Origin of the sequence: Allofournierella sp. CML151, assembly GCF_027853465.1 — a bacterium.
GTDB lineage: Bacteria > Bacillota > Clostridia > Oscillospirales > Ruminococcaceae > Allofournierella.
In genome coordinates, this window is record NZ_JAPNNW010000009.1 from 108,854 (window position 1) to 126,296 (window position 17,443).

The 17,443-nt window shown below is 53.2% G+C and carries 15 protein-coding genes and 6 tRNA genes; 20 read left to right on the forward strand and 1 reads right to left on the reverse strand.

Annotation, left to right across the window (positions count from 1 at the left end):
* The first annotated feature begins 88 nt into the window (after positions 1 to 88).
* The 11 genes from PH256_RS08470 (at position 89) to PH256_RS08520 (ending at position 5,800) form a co-directional block, all read left to right on the forward strand.
* Positions 89 to 1,399, forward strand: a complete 1,311-nt coding sequence (locus tag PH256_RS08470) for a lactate racemase domain-containing protein (RefSeq protein WP_087184810.1) — start codon at positions 89 to 91, stop codon at positions 1,397 to 1,399.
* 52 nt (positions 1,400 to 1,451) lie between these two features.
* Positions 1,452 to 1,730, forward strand: a complete 279-nt coding sequence (locus tag PH256_RS08475; RefSeq protein ID WP_087184811.1) for a UxaA family hydrolase — start codon at positions 1,452 to 1,454, stop codon at positions 1,728 to 1,730.
* A gap of 41 nt (positions 1,731 to 1,771) precedes the next feature.
* The gene (locus tag PH256_RS08480) at positions 1,772 to 2,935 is read left to right on the forward strand and encodes a UxaA family hydrolase (RefSeq protein WP_270913782.1); all 1,164 of its coding nucleotides are present in this window, start codon (positions 1,772 to 1,774) and stop codon (positions 2,933 to 2,935) included.
* 67 nt (positions 2,936 to 3,002) lie between these two features.
* Entirely contained in the window at positions 3,003 to 3,896 is an 894-nt protein-coding gene (locus tag PH256_RS08485; protein WP_087184813.1) for a fumarylacetoacetate hydrolase family protein, read from the forward strand.
* Positions 3,897 to 3,930: 34 nt separating this feature from the next.
* Complete coding sequence (locus PH256_RS08490) at positions 3,931 to 4,827, forward strand: dihydrodipicolinate synthase family protein (RefSeq protein WP_270913783.1); 897 nt, start codon at positions 3,931 to 3,933, stop codon at positions 4,825 to 4,827.
* Positions 4,828 to 5,082: 255 nt separating this feature from the next.
* Positions 5,083 to 5,159: transfer RNA gene (locus PH256_RS08495), tRNA-Arg, on the forward strand.
* A gap of 8 nt (positions 5,160 to 5,167) precedes the next feature.
* A tRNA-His gene (locus PH256_RS08500) sits at positions 5,168 to 5,244 on the forward strand.
* 70 nt (positions 5,245 to 5,314) lie between these two features.
* Positions 5,315 to 5,389 (forward strand) — tRNA-Gln (locus tag PH256_RS08505).
* Between the two features lie 158 nt (positions 5,390 to 5,547).
* Positions 5,548 to 5,623: transfer RNA gene (locus PH256_RS08510), tRNA-Gly, on the forward strand.
* Between the two features lie 7 nt (positions 5,624 to 5,630).
* A tRNA-Cys gene (locus PH256_RS08515) sits at positions 5,631 to 5,705 on the forward strand.
* Positions 5,706 to 5,708: 3 nt separating this feature from the next.
* Positions 5,709 to 5,800, forward strand: a tRNA-Ser gene (locus PH256_RS08520).
* Between the two features lie 451 nt (positions 5,801 to 6,251).
* On the opposite strand, the gene PH256_RS08525 is transcribed toward PH256_RS08520, so the two are convergent.
* Positions 6,252 to 6,515, reverse strand: coding sequence for a helix-turn-helix domain-containing protein (locus PH256_RS08525; RefSeq protein ID WP_087185485.1), 264 nt, complete (start codon positions 6,513 to 6,515; stop codon positions 6,252 to 6,254).
* Positions 6,516 to 6,999: 484 nt separating this feature from the next.
* On the opposite strand from PH256_RS08525, the gene PH256_RS08530 reads away from it, so the two are divergent.
* From PH256_RS08530 to PH256_RS08570, 9 genes are all read left to right on the forward strand, one after another.
* A complete protein-coding gene (locus PH256_RS08530) occupies positions 7,000 to 8,136 on the forward strand; it encodes a BTAD domain-containing putative transcriptional regulator (protein WP_270913784.1) in 1,137 nt (378 codons plus the stop codon).
* 269 nt (positions 8,137 to 8,405) lie between these two features.
* Positions 8,406 to 8,897 (forward strand): hypothetical protein, encoded by a 492-nt coding sequence (locus PH256_RS08535; protein WP_270913785.1) that lies wholly within the window; start codon positions 8,406 to 8,408, stop codon positions 8,895 to 8,897.
* A 26-nt stretch (positions 8,898 to 8,923) separates the two neighbouring features.
* The gene (locus PH256_RS08540; protein WP_270913786.1) at positions 8,924 to 13,630 is read left to right on the forward strand and encodes a DUF7604 domain-containing protein; all 4,707 of its coding nucleotides are present in this window, start codon (positions 8,924 to 8,926) and stop codon (positions 13,628 to 13,630) included.
* Between the two features lie 21 nt (positions 13,631 to 13,651).
* Complete coding sequence (locus PH256_RS08545) at positions 13,652 to 14,236, forward strand: hypothetical protein (RefSeq protein WP_270913787.1); 585 nt, start codon at positions 13,652 to 13,654, stop codon at positions 14,234 to 14,236.
* Between the two features lie 181 nt (positions 14,237 to 14,417).
* Entirely contained in the window at positions 14,418 to 14,960 is a 543-nt protein-coding gene (locus PH256_RS08550) for a signal peptidase I (protein WP_270913788.1), read from the forward strand.
* A gap of 65 nt (positions 14,961 to 15,025) precedes the next feature.
* The gene (locus PH256_RS08555; RefSeq protein ID WP_270913789.1) at positions 15,026 to 15,706 is read left to right on the forward strand and encodes a TasA family protein; all 681 of its coding nucleotides are present in this window, start codon (positions 15,026 to 15,028) and stop codon (positions 15,704 to 15,706) included.
* A 68-nt stretch (positions 15,707 to 15,774) separates the two neighbouring features.
* Positions 15,775 to 16,452 carry a SipW-dependent-type signal peptide-containing protein gene (locus PH256_RS08560; protein ID WP_270913790.1) on the forward strand — a complete coding sequence of 226 codons (678 nt, stop codon included), beginning with the start codon at positions 15,775 to 15,777 and terminating at the stop codon, positions 16,450 to 16,452.
* 34 nt (positions 16,453 to 16,486) lie between these two features.
* Positions 16,487 to 17,143, forward strand: a complete 657-nt coding sequence (locus PH256_RS08565; RefSeq protein ID WP_087185492.1) for a SipW-dependent-type signal peptide-containing protein — start codon at positions 16,487 to 16,489, stop codon at positions 17,141 to 17,143.
* Positions 17,144 to 17,203: 60 nt separating this feature from the next.
* The coding region (locus tag PH256_RS08570; RefSeq protein ID WP_270913791.1) for a S26 family signal peptidase at positions 17,204 to 17,443 on the forward strand (240 nt) is incomplete at its 3' end.

The window sequence follows — 17,443 nt, forward strand, 5'->3', positions numbered from 1 at the left end:
AATACTGAAAAATCCCCGCGGCATGGTCGAGCTTTTTTCAGGAAACGTAAATTTATATCCAAGCGAAGATATAAAGGAGAGTATCATTATGGCGTTCGAAAGTAAGAAAAACAATGTGACCGATCAGCTGGCTTCCACTGCGAAACTGCCCAAAATGGTTCGGGTCCGTCAGGAGTTTGACCATACCCACATCGAGGTGAAGGACATCCCCGGCATCGTTCGTGAGCAGCTGTCCCGGGATGCGGTGAAGCAGAACATCAAGCCCGGCATGAGCATTGCGATCACCTGCGGCAGCCGCGGTGTTGCCAATATCGCCGTGATCCTGCGCGCCATTGTGGATTATGTGAAGGAGTGCGGTGCACAGCCCTTCGTGTTCCCGGCAATGGGCAGCCATGGCGGCGCCACTGTGGAAGGCCAGTTGGATATCCTGAAAAGCTACAATGTGACCGAGGAGACCATGGGCTGCCCCATCCGGGCCACCATGGAGACCGTTTACCTGGGCGACACCGAGGAAGGCAGCCCGGTATTCATCGATAAATACGCCCATGAGGCCGACGGCGTGATTCTGTGCGGCCGCATCAAGGCGCACACCGCCTTCCGTGGCCCTTACGAGAGCGGCCTGATCAAGATGTCGGTTATCGGCATGGGCAAGCAGCATGGCGCAGAGTCGGTTCATGAATCCGGCTTTGACAACATGGGCCGCGTAATGCCGCAGTTCGGCAAGGTGATTTTTGCCCACACCAACATTGTGGCCGGTCTGGGCGTTCTGGAGAATGCTTTCGATCAGACCTACAAGCTGGTTGGCCTGAATGCCGATGAGATCTGGGAGCAGGAGCCCGCTCTGCTGGTGGAAGCCAAGAGCAAGATGGGCCGCATCTGGATTGACAAGACCGATGTGCTGGTTGTGGATAAGATCGGCAAGAACTTCTCCGGCGACGGCATGGACCCCAACGTGACCGGTGCCTTCGCCTGCCCCAACAGCGCCAAGGACGGCAAGCCCGGCCCCATCGACGCACAGCGTATCGTTGTGCTGGATCTGAGCGATGAAACCCACGGCAATGCCAACGGCATCGGCGTGGCGGATGTTACCACCAAGCGTCTGGTGGACAAGACCGATGTGGATATCACCTATCCCAACGCTGTTACCAGCACCGTAGTGAACATCGTCAAGATGCCCATCTTCTGCCACAGCGATGAAAACGCCATCAAGCTGGGCGTTCGCACCTGCAACATGATCGACAAGGAGAACCCCCGCATCGTTCACATTGAGAACACCATGGAGCTGGGCCACATCTGGGTATCGGAAGCGCTGATTCCTGAGGTGGAAGCACATCCCAATATGGAAATCGATGGCGAGCTGGAGGATTGGGGCTTCGACGAGAACGGCAACCTGTGGTAATGGACCGCGCCGGAGCTCCGGCAGCGCCTAATAAATAAGGAGAGAATATTCTATGATTAACGCAATGATCATCGATCCTCAGGACAATGTCATCGTGGCCATTGAGCCGCTGAAGGCTGGCGATGAGGTGAATTACACCCTGAACGGCCAGACCGAAAGCCTGAAGGCTGCCACCGACGTGACCATTTATCACAAGCTGGCTCGCCGCGACATTGCCAAAGGGGAGCCCGTTGTGAAATATGGCCAGCACATTGGTGTTGCTGCCTGTGATATCAAGGCCGGCGAGCATGTCCACGTTCACAACGTGGAGAGCAAGCGGGAAGACCTGTGAGCCGTGTTCGGTAATGCATTAAGAATAAGGGAGTAAGAGCTATGACTTTTTACGGTTATAAACGTCCGGACGGCCGCGTGGGTATCCGGAACCATGTATTGATTCTGCCCGCCAGCGTCTGCGCGTCCGATACCACCCGCGTCATTGCTTCGCAGGTGACCGGCGCGGTGACCTTCAACAACCAGCTGGGCTGCAGCCAGGTGCCTGTGGACCAGCAGTACACCATGGACGTAATGGCCGGTTACGCCGCTAACCCCAACGTTTACGGCACTGTGGTTGTTTCTCTGGGCTGTGAGAACTGCCAGATGGATCTGGTGGTCAAGGCCATCGAGGAGCGTACCAACAAGCCCATCAAGCAGGTCATCATCCAGGAAGTGGGCGGTACCCTGAAGGCTGTGGAGGCCGGTGTGCGCTACGCCAAGGAAATGGTTGCCGAGGCTTCTCTGCTGCAGAAGGAAGAGTTCCCCATCAGCGAGCTGATCATAGGCACCGAGTGCGGCGGCTCCGACCCCACCAGCGGCCTGGCAGCCAACCCCCTGATCGGCCAGCTCAGCGATATGCTGGTTGAGGCAGGTGCGACCACCGTGCTCAGCGAGACCACCGAGTTCATCGGCGGTGAACATCTGCTGGCCGCCCGTGCAGTGAACAAGGAGGTTCACGACCGCATTTACGAGATCGTGCATCGCTATGAAAAGGCGCTGCAGCTGGTGGGCGAGGAAGTGCGTGAGGGCAATCCCAGCCCCGGCAATAAGGCTGGCGGTCTGACTACTCTGGAAGAGAAGAGCCTGGGCTGCATCCACAAGGGTGGCCATGCTCCGGTAAGCAATGTGTACGATTACGCCAAGCAGCTGAAGGCTCACGAGGGCCTGGTTATCATGGACACCCCGGGCAACGATCCCTCCAGCGTGGCGGCCATGGTAGCTGGCGGCTGCCAGGTTGTGGTGTTCTCCAGCGGCCGTGGTACTCCCACCGGCAGCCCGCTGGTACCCGTGATCAAGATCACCGGCAACCGCAACACCTATGCTAAGATGAGCGACAACATCGATGTGGACGCCAGCCCGATCATCTACGGCAGCAAGAGCCTGGATCAGATGGGCGATGAGCTGATGGACCTGCTGGTTCGGGTCGCCAATGGCCAGCAGACCAAGGCGGAGAGCCTGGGCTTCATGGAGATGGCAATTGCCCGCGTGTGCAACTTCACCTGATCGGTACAGGTAACACTCATACATCAGGGCCGCCTCTGGGCGGGCGGCCCTATTAAGGAGGAACGATATGCGGTTTGTTCGCTTTGTCCATCCTGAAACAGGGCGGGCACAGGCCGGTGTGCTGGGGCCGGGCGGCCAGGTGGCGGCATTGGCTTCCATCCCGGGCTGCAAACCGGCTCAGGATGTGCTGGAGGTGGTGCGTGGCTTTTCGCCGCAGCAGCAAGCGGCAGCGGAAACCTATGCACAGACCGGCCAGGGTGCCTGGGAAAGCTTCTGGCTGAACCAGGTCCGGCTGTTGGCGCCCATTGAGCGTCCCATTCACGATGTGATGTGCGTTGGGGTAAACTACCGGGCGCATTACGAGGAATGCGCCGCCGCCGTCCATATGGAGGAGCCGGAGGCTGCCGTGTATTTTTCCAAGCGATGCAGCCGGATGACCGGTCCGGAAGAAAGCGTGGAAAGCCATGCGGGCCTGGATCTGGCGCTGGATTACGAGGTGGAGCTGTCGGTCGTTTTGGGCAAGGGAGGACGTGACATTGCTCCCCAGGATGTGGAAAATCACATCTTTGGCTACAGCGTGTTCAACGACATCTCAGCCCGTACCCTGCAGCACAGCCATATGCAGTGGTACCGTGGCAAAAGCCTGGATGGTTTCTGCGCCATGGGCCCCTGGATCGTCACCCGGGACGAACTGCCCATGCCCCTGAATCTGAATGTGGAGAGCCGCCTCAACGGCGAGGTTCGCCAGCACTCCAATACCCGGGCGTTTATTCGGGATATTCCCAAGCTGATCAGCGAGCTGTCGCAGGGCATTACGCTGGAAGCGGGGGACATTATCATCAGCGGAACACCTGCCGGTGTGGGGATGGGATTTGATCCGCCCCGTTACATGAAGCCCGGCGATGTGATAGAATGTGAAGTGGAAGGCATTGGCGTTCTCCGCAACCGCATTCGAGATTAACTGCAAATCAATGAACAAAAGGAGTAAGCAGATTATGAGCAAAATCAGTTGGATGACTCCTGTGGTCACCGTTTTCCATGAGGACGGCACCCTGGATGTGGAAGGCAATAAGGCAGTTTATGAGCACCTGATCAAGGGCGGCGTGGATGGTATCGTTGTGATGGGTTCCACCGGCGAATTTTTCAGCATGCCCATGGAGCAGAAAAAAGAGCTGATCCGCGTTGCGGCCGAGACCATCAAGGGCCGTACCCGTCTGCTGGTTGGCACCAGCTGCATGGATTACCGCGAGACCATCGAGCTGGGCAACTATGCCATCGACCAGGGCGCCGAGGCTGTAATGATCATTCCTCCCTACTATTTCGCTCTGAGCGATGCCAGTGTGGAGGAGTACTTTGACAAGGTTGCCGATGGCATCCACGGCGATATCCTGATCTACAACTTCCCGGACCGCACCGGCTACGATATCAAGCCTCAGGTTACCCTGAACCTGGCCCGCCGCCACAAGAATATCGTTGGCTTCAAGGACACCGTGGTGCCCATGGAGCACACCCGCGAGCTGATTAAGACCATGCGTCCCGAGTTCCCGGAGTTCGAAATCCTGTCCGGCTACGATGATAACTTCGTACATAATGTAATCAGCGGCGGCAACGGCAGCATTGGCGGCCTGTCCAATCTGGTGCCTGAGGTTACCAGCGCGCTGGCCAAAGCTGTGCGCGAGAACGATATGGAGAATATCCAGAAGTATCAGCGTGAGATCGACCAGTGGATGGACATCTACAGCATCGGCACTCCCTTCATCCCGGTGGTAAAGCGTGCCCTGCAGCTGCGTGGCCTGCCCATCAGCGATACCAGCACCGTACCCTTCCTGCCTGTCACCAAGGAGCAGGAGGATCGCATCAAGACTCTGATGACCAAGATGGGTCTGCTGTGAGACAGAGTCTCGTTTGACTTTTCCTTGACCATTTCTAATATCCTTCTTTCTCTCTCTTTTGCATAGCGCATGCAAAGCTGCAAACAGGGATGCCGGCTTTATGCCGGCATCCCTGTTTCAGCGCATGAAAACGATCAAAAGGAGAGGGAAAAAGAAAAAATATAAAAAACTGAAAAAATTTCAAAAAAGGTGTTGACAATATAGTAGGGGGATGGTATTATATTTGAGCAGCGTCTCCCAGGGAAGAACGACTAAGCGCCCGTAGCTCAGGTGGATAGAGCAACTGCCTTCTAAGCAGTGGGCCGGGGGTTCGAGTCCCTCCGGGCGCACCAAACATGTGGTGGCTATGGCGCAGTTGGCTAGCGCGCCAGATTGTGGCTCTGGAGGCCGTGGGTTCGAATCCCACTAGCCACCCCACTAAAAAAGCGAATTCGAAAGAGTTCGCTTTTTTCTATATCACCCCGCCGTTTTTACACGGCGTTTCTGCTGGGTTGTCGCCAAGCGGTAAGGCACGGGACTTTGACTCCCGCATGCGTGGGTTCGAATCCCGCCAACCCAACCAAAACCGGCAGGTGCCATTGGGTGCCTGCCGGTTTTCTTCTTTGCCTCATCTAAGGGAAAACTGCTTGCTCCAAAAAGAAAAATAAAAAATTGAAAAAAGTGGCAGTTTAGGGGTTGCATTTTTCATAAGGCTATGGTATTATATTCGAGCAGTAATTTGCGGCTTTAGCTCATCTGGTAGAGCGCCACCTTGCCAAGGTGGAGGTAGCGAGTTCGAGCCTCGTAAGCCGCTCCATTTTTTTGGTGCTGTGGCCAAGTGGTAAGGCAAAGGTCTGCAAAACCTTCATTCACCAGTTCAAATCTGGTCAGCACCTCCATATGGAAAGATGGCTGAGCTGGTCTAAGGCGCACGACTGGAAATCGTGTGTGGGCCATAAACCCACCGAGGGTTCGAATCCCTCTCTTTCCGCCAGAAAAATCCGTAAGCTGAGAGGCTTACGGATTTTTTCTTTTTGAAAAAAGTTAACCGGGGATTCGAACCCGAAAGGGTGATTGCCGTGAAGAAAACCTGCCGGTGGCAGGTTTTTAGGCGATCTGCGCGCCGGGGCTGTGCCCCAAGCGCGGGAAGCTTTGCGCAGCAAAGATTTCCAAATCCCTCTCTTTCCGCCAGAAAATCCGTAGGCTAAGAGGCTTGCGGATTTTTTCTTTTTGAAAGGATTTAGCCGAGGGTCAGCCCCGAAAAAATAATAGCCTAAAAATTCTGTAAGCTGAAGGGCCAGCAGAAATTTTTCTGGTTATAATAAAATTGATTTGTTATTTGTGCCCCAGCGATTTATTCGAACGCTTGCCCCGGGAAAGAAGAGTGCCCGGCAAAACGGCGCGTGATGTGCCGTCGTTTGCCGGGCGTACGGTATCGTAAGGGGCTAGCCCGCCTGGTGGTCGTCCAGCGTCAGCCAGTCCAGCTGTGCCGGGTCCACACCGACAGTGCAGTAGAACAGCCGTGCATCAATGTGCAGAATGGCGCACAGGCGAAGCAGAAGTCGGCCGCTGGGAGTGCGCCGTCCGCTTTCGATCTGCTGATACCATCGGGTCGAGATTCCCGCAAGTTCCGCCACGGTCTCTTGCGTAAGACCCAGTTGGTGACGGCGGACAAAGATCTCAGATGAAAAAGCGCGTTTGAATTTCATGCCGCAAGATTCCCTCCTTTACTTCTTATATAATAGTGTAGTGCGTTTTACGGTTTTGTGGGGAAAAAGGTGCTGACGTAGGCAAATTTGGCGGGCTCGAAGTGGTTTTGTGCCAAAATCGCCGACAAAAGCAGAGCGTAAAAGCTGCAAAAGGACTTGTGTGATGCTGGACAGATTTTCTGTCCTTTGTTATGATAAACTAGAAAAGGTACAAATTGGACGCGTCTGTTTTGGTGAAATCTGAGTAAAAAAGGAACGAAATAGGATGCGGCATGGTTTTTGTTTGTGAAATATGGTATACTGTAAAAAATAGTTTTGGATTCAACATGGGCTGCATCCGGCCGCTTAAGAGAGGAGCGGACGCTGTGCTCAATGCAAAGTGGGGATTTTGGCTGTGAGTTTGGAAGTAACGATGTTCGGCGGCTTTGTGCTGCGGCATAACGGTAATACGCTCAAATTAGAGCGAAATAACGTCACACGCTCCATGCAGGTGCTGCAAATGCTGCTGTTCCACGGGGAGGAAGGCGTGCCCAAGGACGTGCTGATGGATCAGCTGTTTGGCTATGAGGACGGTGTAACCAATCCGGCCAACAACCTGAAAGTGACCATCAGTAATTTGCGGCGTATCCTCAAGCAGGTTGGCTTGGAGGATACCACTGTGGTGTTCAAGGCGGGAAGCTATCATCTGGTTTCGTCGGAAGAGATCACCGTGGATGCCTTCCAGTTCCACCAGCAGGCGGAGTTGGCCCTGGCTGCCCAGGGTGAGGAACGTGTTGCGTTGCTGGAAGCTGCCTGTGACCTGTATAACGGCGATTTCCTGCCTCATCTGGCGGGCTGCGACTGGGCCATGGTGGCCGCAGTTCATTATAAAGAGGAGTATGCCGCCTGTGTGCATGCCCTTTGCGGGGAGCTGAGCAAGCGCCAGGACTGGCAGCGGATGCTGCGGGTGGCTACCCAGGCTTCGGGCCTGAGCCCTCAGGAGGATTGGGATATCCTGCGCATCCAGAGCTTGCTGGCCATGCAGCGTTATCAGGAGGCCAAGGAGATCTATGAGGAGACCGCGAACCGGATGCTGGATGAATTCGGTGTCAAGCCCAGTGACCGGCTGAACGAATGTATGCGCCAGCTGGAAACGGTGCTGCCCAGCAGCAAGGCCTCGCTGGAACAGCTGCAGGAGGTTTTGAAGGAAGAGGATGTGTCCCGCGGGGCTTATTATTGTCCCTTCCCCAGTTTTATCGATACATACCGCACAGTCAGCCGTATGCTGGAGCGCAGCGGCCAGTCGGCTTATCTGATGATGTGCTGGGTCACCGATAAGCAAGGCCATCGCATTGAGCAGCGGGGTCAGGTAGCTCAGGTGATGCCCCAGGTGGGCGAAGCGATCCATTCTGCACTGCGCCGGGGCGATATCTATACCCGTGCAGAGGATGACCGTTTCCTGATCCTGCTCATGGGCATTAACCGGGAGAACTGCAGCATTGTCATCCAACGCATCGATGAGTGTTATACCGCCCTGCGCCGGGGCAGCCGCGGCCCTGCCGTGACTCTCCATTATAAGATGGCTCCCGTGGGCGATATGAGCCCGCAGCAGTGGAAGAGCGGCAGTGTGAACTGGGGCTGATCTTTAACGATTGGCAGATTGACCCGCAGAAATAAAGGGTAAAAGTTAATAGGAAAATGAAAGGACCTGTGTGCCGGCGTTGGCATACAGGTCCTTTTTTGTGCTCATTTTGATAGAAAACCCCACGCTTTTGAGGAAAATGAGTCTGGCGGGTAAAAAAACAGATGCCGATTATGAAAACTACCTCTGAGGAACGCTCACTTTAACCGTTCCTTTACTTGACGATGGTATAGTGGTAAGTGTCAAAACAGTGAAGAGGAGGGATGGGCATGGAACAGCAGACAGTCAGTAACGGACCTCTGCATCTGATCACGGTTTGTGTGGACAGCGGCGAGCACAGCCGGATGAGCGGGCGAATCTATCACCGGTTCAGCCAGCAGCCCATCACTTTTCTGGGTGCGGAAGGGGTGCTCTTTTCCATCGAAAAGCTGATGGATGAATGGGATTATCCCCAGTCCACACTGAAAATGCGAAGCTTCGCACCATCTTCACCCCATCAAAGGAGGCAGCCGGGTATGGCGAGAAAAGCAATCAATGATCCGCTGGCATATACCGGGCAGGATGCCACCTTCGTGGTCCATGTGAAATACCGGCAGAACGCCACCTGGCAGGGAACGGTGACATGGGCCGATAAAAACAAACAGCAGAATTTCCGAAGCGCGCTGGAGCTGATTAAATTAATGGACAGCGCCATGGACGAAAACTTACCACCCGAACAAGAGCAAACGGCCGAGCAGGGCGCGGCGCTCATCAACGGATAACCAAACGAACTTAGGAGGCAGCAGCTATGAAACACAAAATGTGGAGCCGTTTACTCAGCATGGCGCTGGCAGTAATGATGATTGCCAGCATCGTGCCCAACAGCGCCTTCGCCGAGGCGGCCAGCGAGATCACCAGCACCAGCCAGGTGCAGGTGGAAGAGACTCCCGTTGAGGAGACTCAGACCCCGCAGGAAGAGGTAACTGTGCCGGAGGCGGAAACTCCCGCCGAGCCCAGCACCGAGCCTGCTCCCACCGAGGAGCCTGTGGCTGAGCCCACTGCGGAACCTACCGTAGAGCCGACTGCTGAGCCTACCCAGGCTCCGGCTGAGACTGTTGCTCCCAGTGAAGAGCCCAGCGCTGAGCCCACTGCAGCTCCCGAGGCCACGGAGATCCCCGAGGGTACCGCTGTGCCCAGCGAGACTCCCGCGCCCAGCGCCAGCCCGCTGCCCAGCGAGAGCCCTGTGCCCAGTGAGACGCCGGTTCCCACAGAGACTCCTGAGGCCACTGAGAAGCCTGCCATCGACGGCCAGGCTCTACTGGATGAGCTGATGGCCATTGAGGACGACGAAGCCTTTATGAAGGCTGTGAACGAACTGACCGAAGAGCAGGCCGCCGCCCTGGAAGCCCTGGGCGAGGAGGCCCTGGCGGAGTATGCCCTGCGCGTGGAGAGCTTGACCGCGCAGGAGGAGACCGTTGAGCTGAACGCTGAAGATAAAGAGTTTACCGCAGCGGTGAAAGATGCCGAAGGCGTTACCGTTACCGTAAAGGTGCCCGCAGGTTCGCTGCCCGTGAATGCCCAGCTGGTTGCTGAGATGATCGAGCAGGATACCGAGAAATATACCAAGGCCGAAGAGGCCCTGGCCGACGAAACTCTGAACGAACAGCCCACCGAATACGCCGGCATGGTCGCTATGGATATCCGCTTTGAGGTGGACGGTGAGGAAATCGAGCCCCTGCAGCCGGTGGAAATGACCATCGATGCGCAGGCCCTGCTGCCTGAGGATGCCGACCCCGAGACCGTGGCTGTGCAGCACCTGAAAGAAGACGAAACCGGTGCAGTGGTCGCCGTGGAGACCGTGGCGGACGCCACCGAAGAAACCGGCGATGTGACCGTGGAAGCCACCCAGACCGAGGAGCCCGCCATGGATATGGCCAGCACCTTCGCGGTGGATGGGTTCTCGACCTTTACCATTACCTGGGGGTTTTATGACGGAAGCGTAACGGTCCATTACGTGAATACAGATGGATTTGAGATTGAAGGAACCCAAAAATATGGCGAAAAATTTGCTAATCGTGAATGGGTTGATCTGAGTGATTATGCCGGCCAAATCGAGGGCTATGAGTTTGTAGAGTATAAGTATGGCAGCGACTTTGATAGTAGCTACCATATGGCTGATGCAGGTGAGGAACCTCAAATTCGTTATAATAGTGGTTACTACTATCGTTTGGACGGATATAGTAATGGTGAACGAATTTTTTACTATGCGTCTGCCGACGAACGCAATATCTATTTGGTATATGAAGAAAACAGCCAGTCCATCGATCCCGGTGTGACCAGCGCTACTGTTACCACCGGCAAAACACTAGTTTTGCAGCAGGGCCAGCAGGCTGGCGGTCTCTATGATCTCACCCTCTCCGTTTCCGGTGATCGGGGTTCTTCTGAACAGAAAGCCATGCTGGACATTCTATTCATTGTGGATAGCTCTGGAAGCATGGATGGAAGCCGTCTAAGAAATGTAAAAACAGCGATTAACACAATCACTAACAATTTGAATAGAAACGAAGATCTGGATACTCGGTATGCGGCGGTGAAGTTTAGTGGCTCTACCGGCTACGGCAAATATGACGATGCTGGCACAGTACAGAGCTGGACTGGCAATGTTACAACCTTCCAGAACAAGGTTGCCTGGATCAGTGCTACTGGAGGCACCAACTATGAAGCCGGTTTGATGGAAGGAAAGGAGCTTTTGACTGGTGCCCGGGAAGGTGCGGTGACCGCTGTTATCTTCCTTTCCGATGGCAAACCTGGCTACTACTACGATAACGATGGTTATACGGCCGGTTCTGGCAACAGCTATAATTCGACCGCTCAGAGTCATGCGGAAAAGCAGTGTAACACCCTCGATGTGGATTACTTCTACACCATTGGCGTGGGCGATGAAGATAACTTGGAAACCAATATGAAAGCCTTGGCAGATGCCGCTTGGCTGGTTCCGGACAGCAATCGTGGCTATTATATGGCCAATGATCTTACCGAGTTGAACGATGTTTTCGATAAGATCGAAGCCAGTATCACCTTCTACGCCTGCCAGGATGTTACTCTCACCGATACCATGAGTGGGTATGCCGAAGTGGTTCCTGCGGATGATGGTAGTTATACCTTCACGATCACTGTGAAAAATGGTGATATTGAAGAAGACACTCAAACGGTGACCTTAGCTGCGAATGAAACAAGAAAGATTGTGTCCTTGAATGGCATAGAAGGCGATGTAATACTCACCTTCCAAGACGGCACGATTACTCTGGAATTTCCTACAAATTATCAATTGGAGAAAGATCACACCTATAGTGTAACCACTACCGTGAAGCCCACTGAAGCGGCTATCACGGCTGGAACTGAAGGGTATGACGGACGTGGCGATGCCGGTACCGGTACACACGCCGGCCAGAGCGGTTTCTATAGCAACGTTAGCGACAGCTCCAAGGTTACCTTTAAGCCTACGGTCAACGGTCAGGCTGGTGAAGAAAAGTCGGAGCTGTTCCCCAAGCCTGTTATCCAGATTTTCGATCCGGGCGACGTGGAGATGGAGACTCCTGCCCATACCAAACAGGCCATTCTGAACGACGACGGTACCTACGATCTGACCCTGACGGTTTCCGGTTCCACCGGTACCGCTACCAAGAAGGCTCAGGTAGATGTGCTCATGGTGGTGGACGTTTCCAATAGTATGAATGAGAACGGCCGCTTGGGGAATACGAAAAATGCTATGAAAGCTTTGGTCGAGGAGCTGGAAGGCAACGATACTGTTGATGCTCGGTACAGTATTGTGACTTTCTCCGGTCCTCAGTACACGAACACCGATGGTTCTTCGAATAACGCACAGGTAAAGCTGGATTGGAATAGTAACACGGCAGATGTAAAAAACAGTATTAGTAAGATTTCTACATCTGGTGCCACGAACTATGAAGCTGGTTTGGAAAAGGCTGTGCAGCAGCTGGCAAGTGCCAGATCTACAGCTTCCACTGTGGTGGTATTCCTCAGTGATGGTGCCCCCACTGTTTACAACGGTGGCGGTGACGGTGAGAACAATTTGAGCCTTACTGATACAGGTTGGAAAAACACTTTGGCCGAGGCCGCCAAGGTCAGCTGCAGCCAGTTCTACGCTGTAGGTATTGGCGAGACACAGGAAAAATATATGACCGATATCCGGGATAGTGTGAATGCTGTGTCTAAAGAATATTTTGCAGCAAACAGCGATGGTTCCAATTTGGCGGACAAATTCAAGGATATTGCTGGCAGCGTAACTGCACTGGCTTGCGAAAATGTCACCATCACGGATATTCTCAGCCAGTATGCTGAAGCTGTCTTGAGCACTAGTGGTACTCCGGAAAAGCTGAAGATCAAGGTTACGGATGCAAATGGCACGGATGTGACAGAAGTTGAACAGCAAGCAGGCAATATCACTGCAGCCTATGACAGCGTAAACAAGACTGTAACTCTGGATTTTGATGACAGCTATCAGTTGAAGGCGAATTATACCTATGCTGTTACCCTGAAGATCAAGCCTACTGATGAAGCAATTCAGTACCTGAACGAGAATGGTGGTGTATATCCCAATACTCCCGATTCCGGTACTGGTACTCATGCTGATAAACATGAGAATGGTTTCTTCTCCAACACCGAGGCTACTCTGACCTACCAGGTTACAGGCATTCCGGGTCAGAATACCGTTTCCTATGATAAGCCTGTCATCCGGGTCAACAAAGGCGATTTGCTGATCACCAAAACGATTGAGGGCTTGTCGGAGTCTGAAATCGAAACTCTCAAAGATACGCTTGTCTTCACTTATACCAACGTCGATAATCCGAACGACAAAGGCACTGTGAACTTTGCGGAAATGAATCTGGTGGATGGCGTATATCAGGCGACTGTGAAAAATCTGGATGCCAATGCAGCATACACCGTGACAGAGGCTGGTTACCAAGTGGATGGATACGACTGCACCACCAGTCAGCCGACTGAACCCGTTGTGATTCCGAACGGAGGAACAGCAACGGCTGCCTTCACCAACACTTACACCCCGTCGAATATGGAGCTGACTATTGTAAAGAACATCCAGGGCAATCCCTATGACGATGGCCGTGATATGTTCAGCTTTAAGATCACTTGCCGTGAATCTGCCAATCAAGACAACATTGGTAAAGTATGGTATGTGCATCTGGACGGTGCAGGTCAAAAGACCATTACCCTGCCGGTAGGTAAGTACGAAGTGACTGAGATGGATAATATCCACTATAAGCTTGTTCGTGTTGCTCCTGAACCCACTGATACATTGTATGAGCTGAAAGAAAACTCGACGATCACCTTTACCAATGAGCCGGTGAAGTCCAACATTCCCACCGACGGCGGCGGTGTCGAGAACCAGTTTGCCCTGCGTGGCCAGGATATCGTCATCACGGCCAACAAGATCGATGGGGATACGGAAGTTACCCCGACGACTAGTGGACAATAAGCTGGAAAGGAGCGATGAAACATGAAAACGTTTTTTAAAACACATGCGAAACTGTGCATCGCCGTTCTGGCTCTGCTGCTGGTCACGGTAGGCGGAACACTGGCCTTGATGGTTTCGAACTCTGCGGCAGTTACGAATATTTTTTCGGTCGGTCAGGTGGATACGGAAATTCAGGAAAATCTGACAGAGGGAAATAAGCAGGTATCGATCTATAACAAAGGTCCCTCCGACGCCTATGTTCGCGCCCGGATCATGGTTTCCGGTGTGAATATGGATCAGGTAAAAGTGGTGGATTCTGAACAAGAAGCTACCGATCCGGATTGCATCTATTTGGTGATGCAGAACCCGGCCAATTGGCAGCAGTATAGCGATTCCGAAAGTGATGATTTCTACTACTATTTGGATGTCCTGAATGTTGGAGAGAAGACCTCTAACTTGCTGGAGAAAGTGGTTGTCGGTGAAAATCTGCAAACGGAGGATTTTTTGAAGGACTTCACGGTTACGATTTACCACGAAAGCGTGCTGGCTGTTAATCAGCCGGAGACAATTGACGTCAGCGTGGTAAAGAGCGCGTTTGATGCGGCGCAGCCTTCGGCTACCCCCTGATACGGGCAGGGCAGAGGTAATTCGCGAAGATGTGCGGTGGGGAAGCTTATGATTCAAGCTTCTTAAAAAAGCAGGGCTTCCCCACCGTATCTTAACCGAACTCAAACCCCTTGGATGATATACTGAAACCACGGTGTTATACCGAAACAGTTTAACGATATCAACCAAAGGAGCCAGAGTTATGCTTCAAAAAATCTGCGGTTTTCTTTCCACGCTTTTGATGGTGGCGCTGCTTGCGCTGGCAGCGGTACTCATCGTTCCCGTGATCCTGGGATATACCGAGCTGGCCGTTCTCACCGGCAGCATGCAGCCGACCATCCCCGTGGGAAGCCTGATCTACGTAAAAGAAGTCGATCCTGCCACCCTCGAACCGGGCGATGTGATCACTTATCGGCTGGAAGGTGACACGATGGTAACGCACCGTGTGATCGAAACGAATCCGACCGAGGGTTATCTGATCACGCAGGGCGACGCCAACGAAGACCCGGATGGCGAGATCACCTTCGATCGAATTGTTGGAAAAATGGATTTTCATCTGCCCTATCTTGGCTACATCAGCATGAACATCCGAACAAAAAACGGAATATTTGCCATTTGCGGAACCTTGATTGTAATCATTCTTCTGACCTTTGTTCCTGAGATTTTTGCACCGGATTCCCCGGAAGACGAACAGGAGCAGGAAAAGAAGCAGAAGAAGATCTTCCGCAAAAAGCAGGAAAATTGATCCCCTGGCAGCGAGGAACTGCCTTTAAAACAACACAAATCATGGTTATAAGGGAGTTGTAGCAAATGAACAAAAAGAAAATGGCAATGTCCATCACATCGGTAGCGCTGGTTGGCGCGGTCGTAGTTGGCGGTACCCTGGCTTATCTGAGCGATAAGTCCAACATGGTTACCAATACCTTCAATGTGGGCTCTGGCTACACGGAAGAAGATGGACACATCGGTTTGTGGCTGGATGAAAAGGATGTAACCGATCCTGCAAAACGCACGGAAATCGGCAACGAGTATGAAGAGCTGCTGCCGGGTTCCATCGTAGAAAAGGATCCCACTTTCCATCTGACTACCGGCTCCACTGACAGCTACGTATTTGCTCAGGTGACTGGTGTAGATGAAATGATTGCTGCTGGATATTTCTTTACTGTAGAAAAGCCGGAAAAACTGGTGGATCCCCAGAATGCGTTTAATAACAAGTGGGTAAAGGTTGCTGATAATGGCGTAGAAGGCGATGCTGGTTACAATGGTCTGTACATCTATAAAGATGGTGTCGACGATCTGGTAAGCGGCGGCGAGGCCATGGAGCCGATGTTCAACTGGGTAAAGCTGGGCAGTGGTCTGGACAATGAGAAATTTGAAGCGATCACTCCCTCTGCGGTTGATATCCGTGGTGTTGCCGTGCAGTCCGCTAATCTGACTGCAGATGAGGCTCAGGTTGAGGCGGAGAAGATTCTGGCTACTATGCCCTACTAATTGGTACTTAACCGCTGTTATGAGAAAGCGGCTAATCTGGAATTAATTACAGAAAGAGGTAAAGGATCATGACGAAAAAAAGAATTGCAACAATGGCAACCTGCATCGCTCTGGTAGGCGCAGTAGCAGTTGGCGGCACCTTGGCTCTGCTGAGCCAGCAGTCCAATACGGTTACCAACACCTTTACGATTGGTAACGGTTATCCGGAAACTGCACTGACTCTGGATGAGGCTCCGGTTGCGCGGGTGACTACCGGCACAGAGAACTTTGGTGGCTATAATGCCATTGGCGGAGATCGAGTAGAGGCCAATGATTATGCCAATCTGGTCGCGGATACCACGCTGGACAAAGATCCCACCTTCCACCTGGCTACTGGGTCTCCCGATTCCTGGATCATCGCTAAGGTTACTGGCGTGAGTGCTTTGAAGGAAAAAGGCATTACGATCAACGGAGAACTGCCTTATGACTACGGTTGGCTGAAGCTGAATACTGAAGACGGCACGGCCACTCCCATTACCGAGTATGCAGATCTGACGGATGGTTACTATGTTACCAAGGAGATTGTGACCGCTGGCAATGACACTGATGATCTCTTTGAGGAGTTGAAGGTTGGCGCTAATGTGACTCGTGGTGCACTTGACGATATCGTTGTTAGCGGTGTAGCTGTGGAGTCTGTAACTGACGCGTGGGCAAATGATGGCGCTGCTGTGGTGGCGCAGGCCAAGACCGCTGACTTTATCCAGTAAAATACATTACAAGCTTTAAAACGAGGTACATACCATGAAAAACAAAAAGCTTCTGACCGGTGCGATCAGCCTGGCGCTGGTAGCCGTGGTTAGCGTAGGCGCTACTCTGGCCTACTTTACCGATAAGACCGAGACCGCGCAGAATGTGTTCAGCGCTGGCAAGGTATCCCTCAGCCTGATCGACAAGAGCGAGCCGGAAGAGGGCCAGGTAGGCGGCACGCCGTACGAAAAGGACGGCATCACCGGCATCCAGTACGATAACATCATGCCCGGCGACGTGCTGAGCAAGATCGTTGGTCTGAACACCGCTGCGGATTCTCAGGATGCCTATGTAGCCATCCGTGTAACCGTTAACGATGTGGTAGCCCCCAACGCAAACACTGTACTGCCTGAGGAGATCACTGCTCAGATCAGCGATATCATCGCTTCTCAGGTGGATGGTGATCTGTGGGCCAGCAAGGATCTGGGCAACGGCGACGTGGTCTATTACTTCAAGACTGTTGTTCCCGCTGATACCAAGAACTTGATCCTCTTCAGTGCGATCCCCCTGCCTGGTTCTGAGTGGAACAACGAGTACGCCGAGCTGAGCTTCGACGTGGACGTACAGGCAGCCGCCATTCAGGCAGCGAACACCGATCTGGACCTGTTCATGGGCATGGATTGGGGCGATATCGTGGAGTTGGCCGACTAATATTGTTTCTTTAAAAAAAGCGCGGCTTACACATTTTGTGAAATAAAGGGGGCGGCGGCCATGAAAGCAAAGGCGCTGAGTGCCGTGGCTACGGTACTTCTGCTGGCGGTAATGGCCGTCGCCCTTCCTTTCAGTGTACCAAAACTATTTGGCTATCAAATCTACAACGTATTGACCCAAAGTATGGAACCGGCAATGCCGGTGGGCAGCGCGATCTATGTGAAGCGCTGCGACCCCCAGGCCCTCGAGCAGGGCGAGATCATCACCTTCCGGCTCAGCGAGGCCACCGGCCTCGTGGAA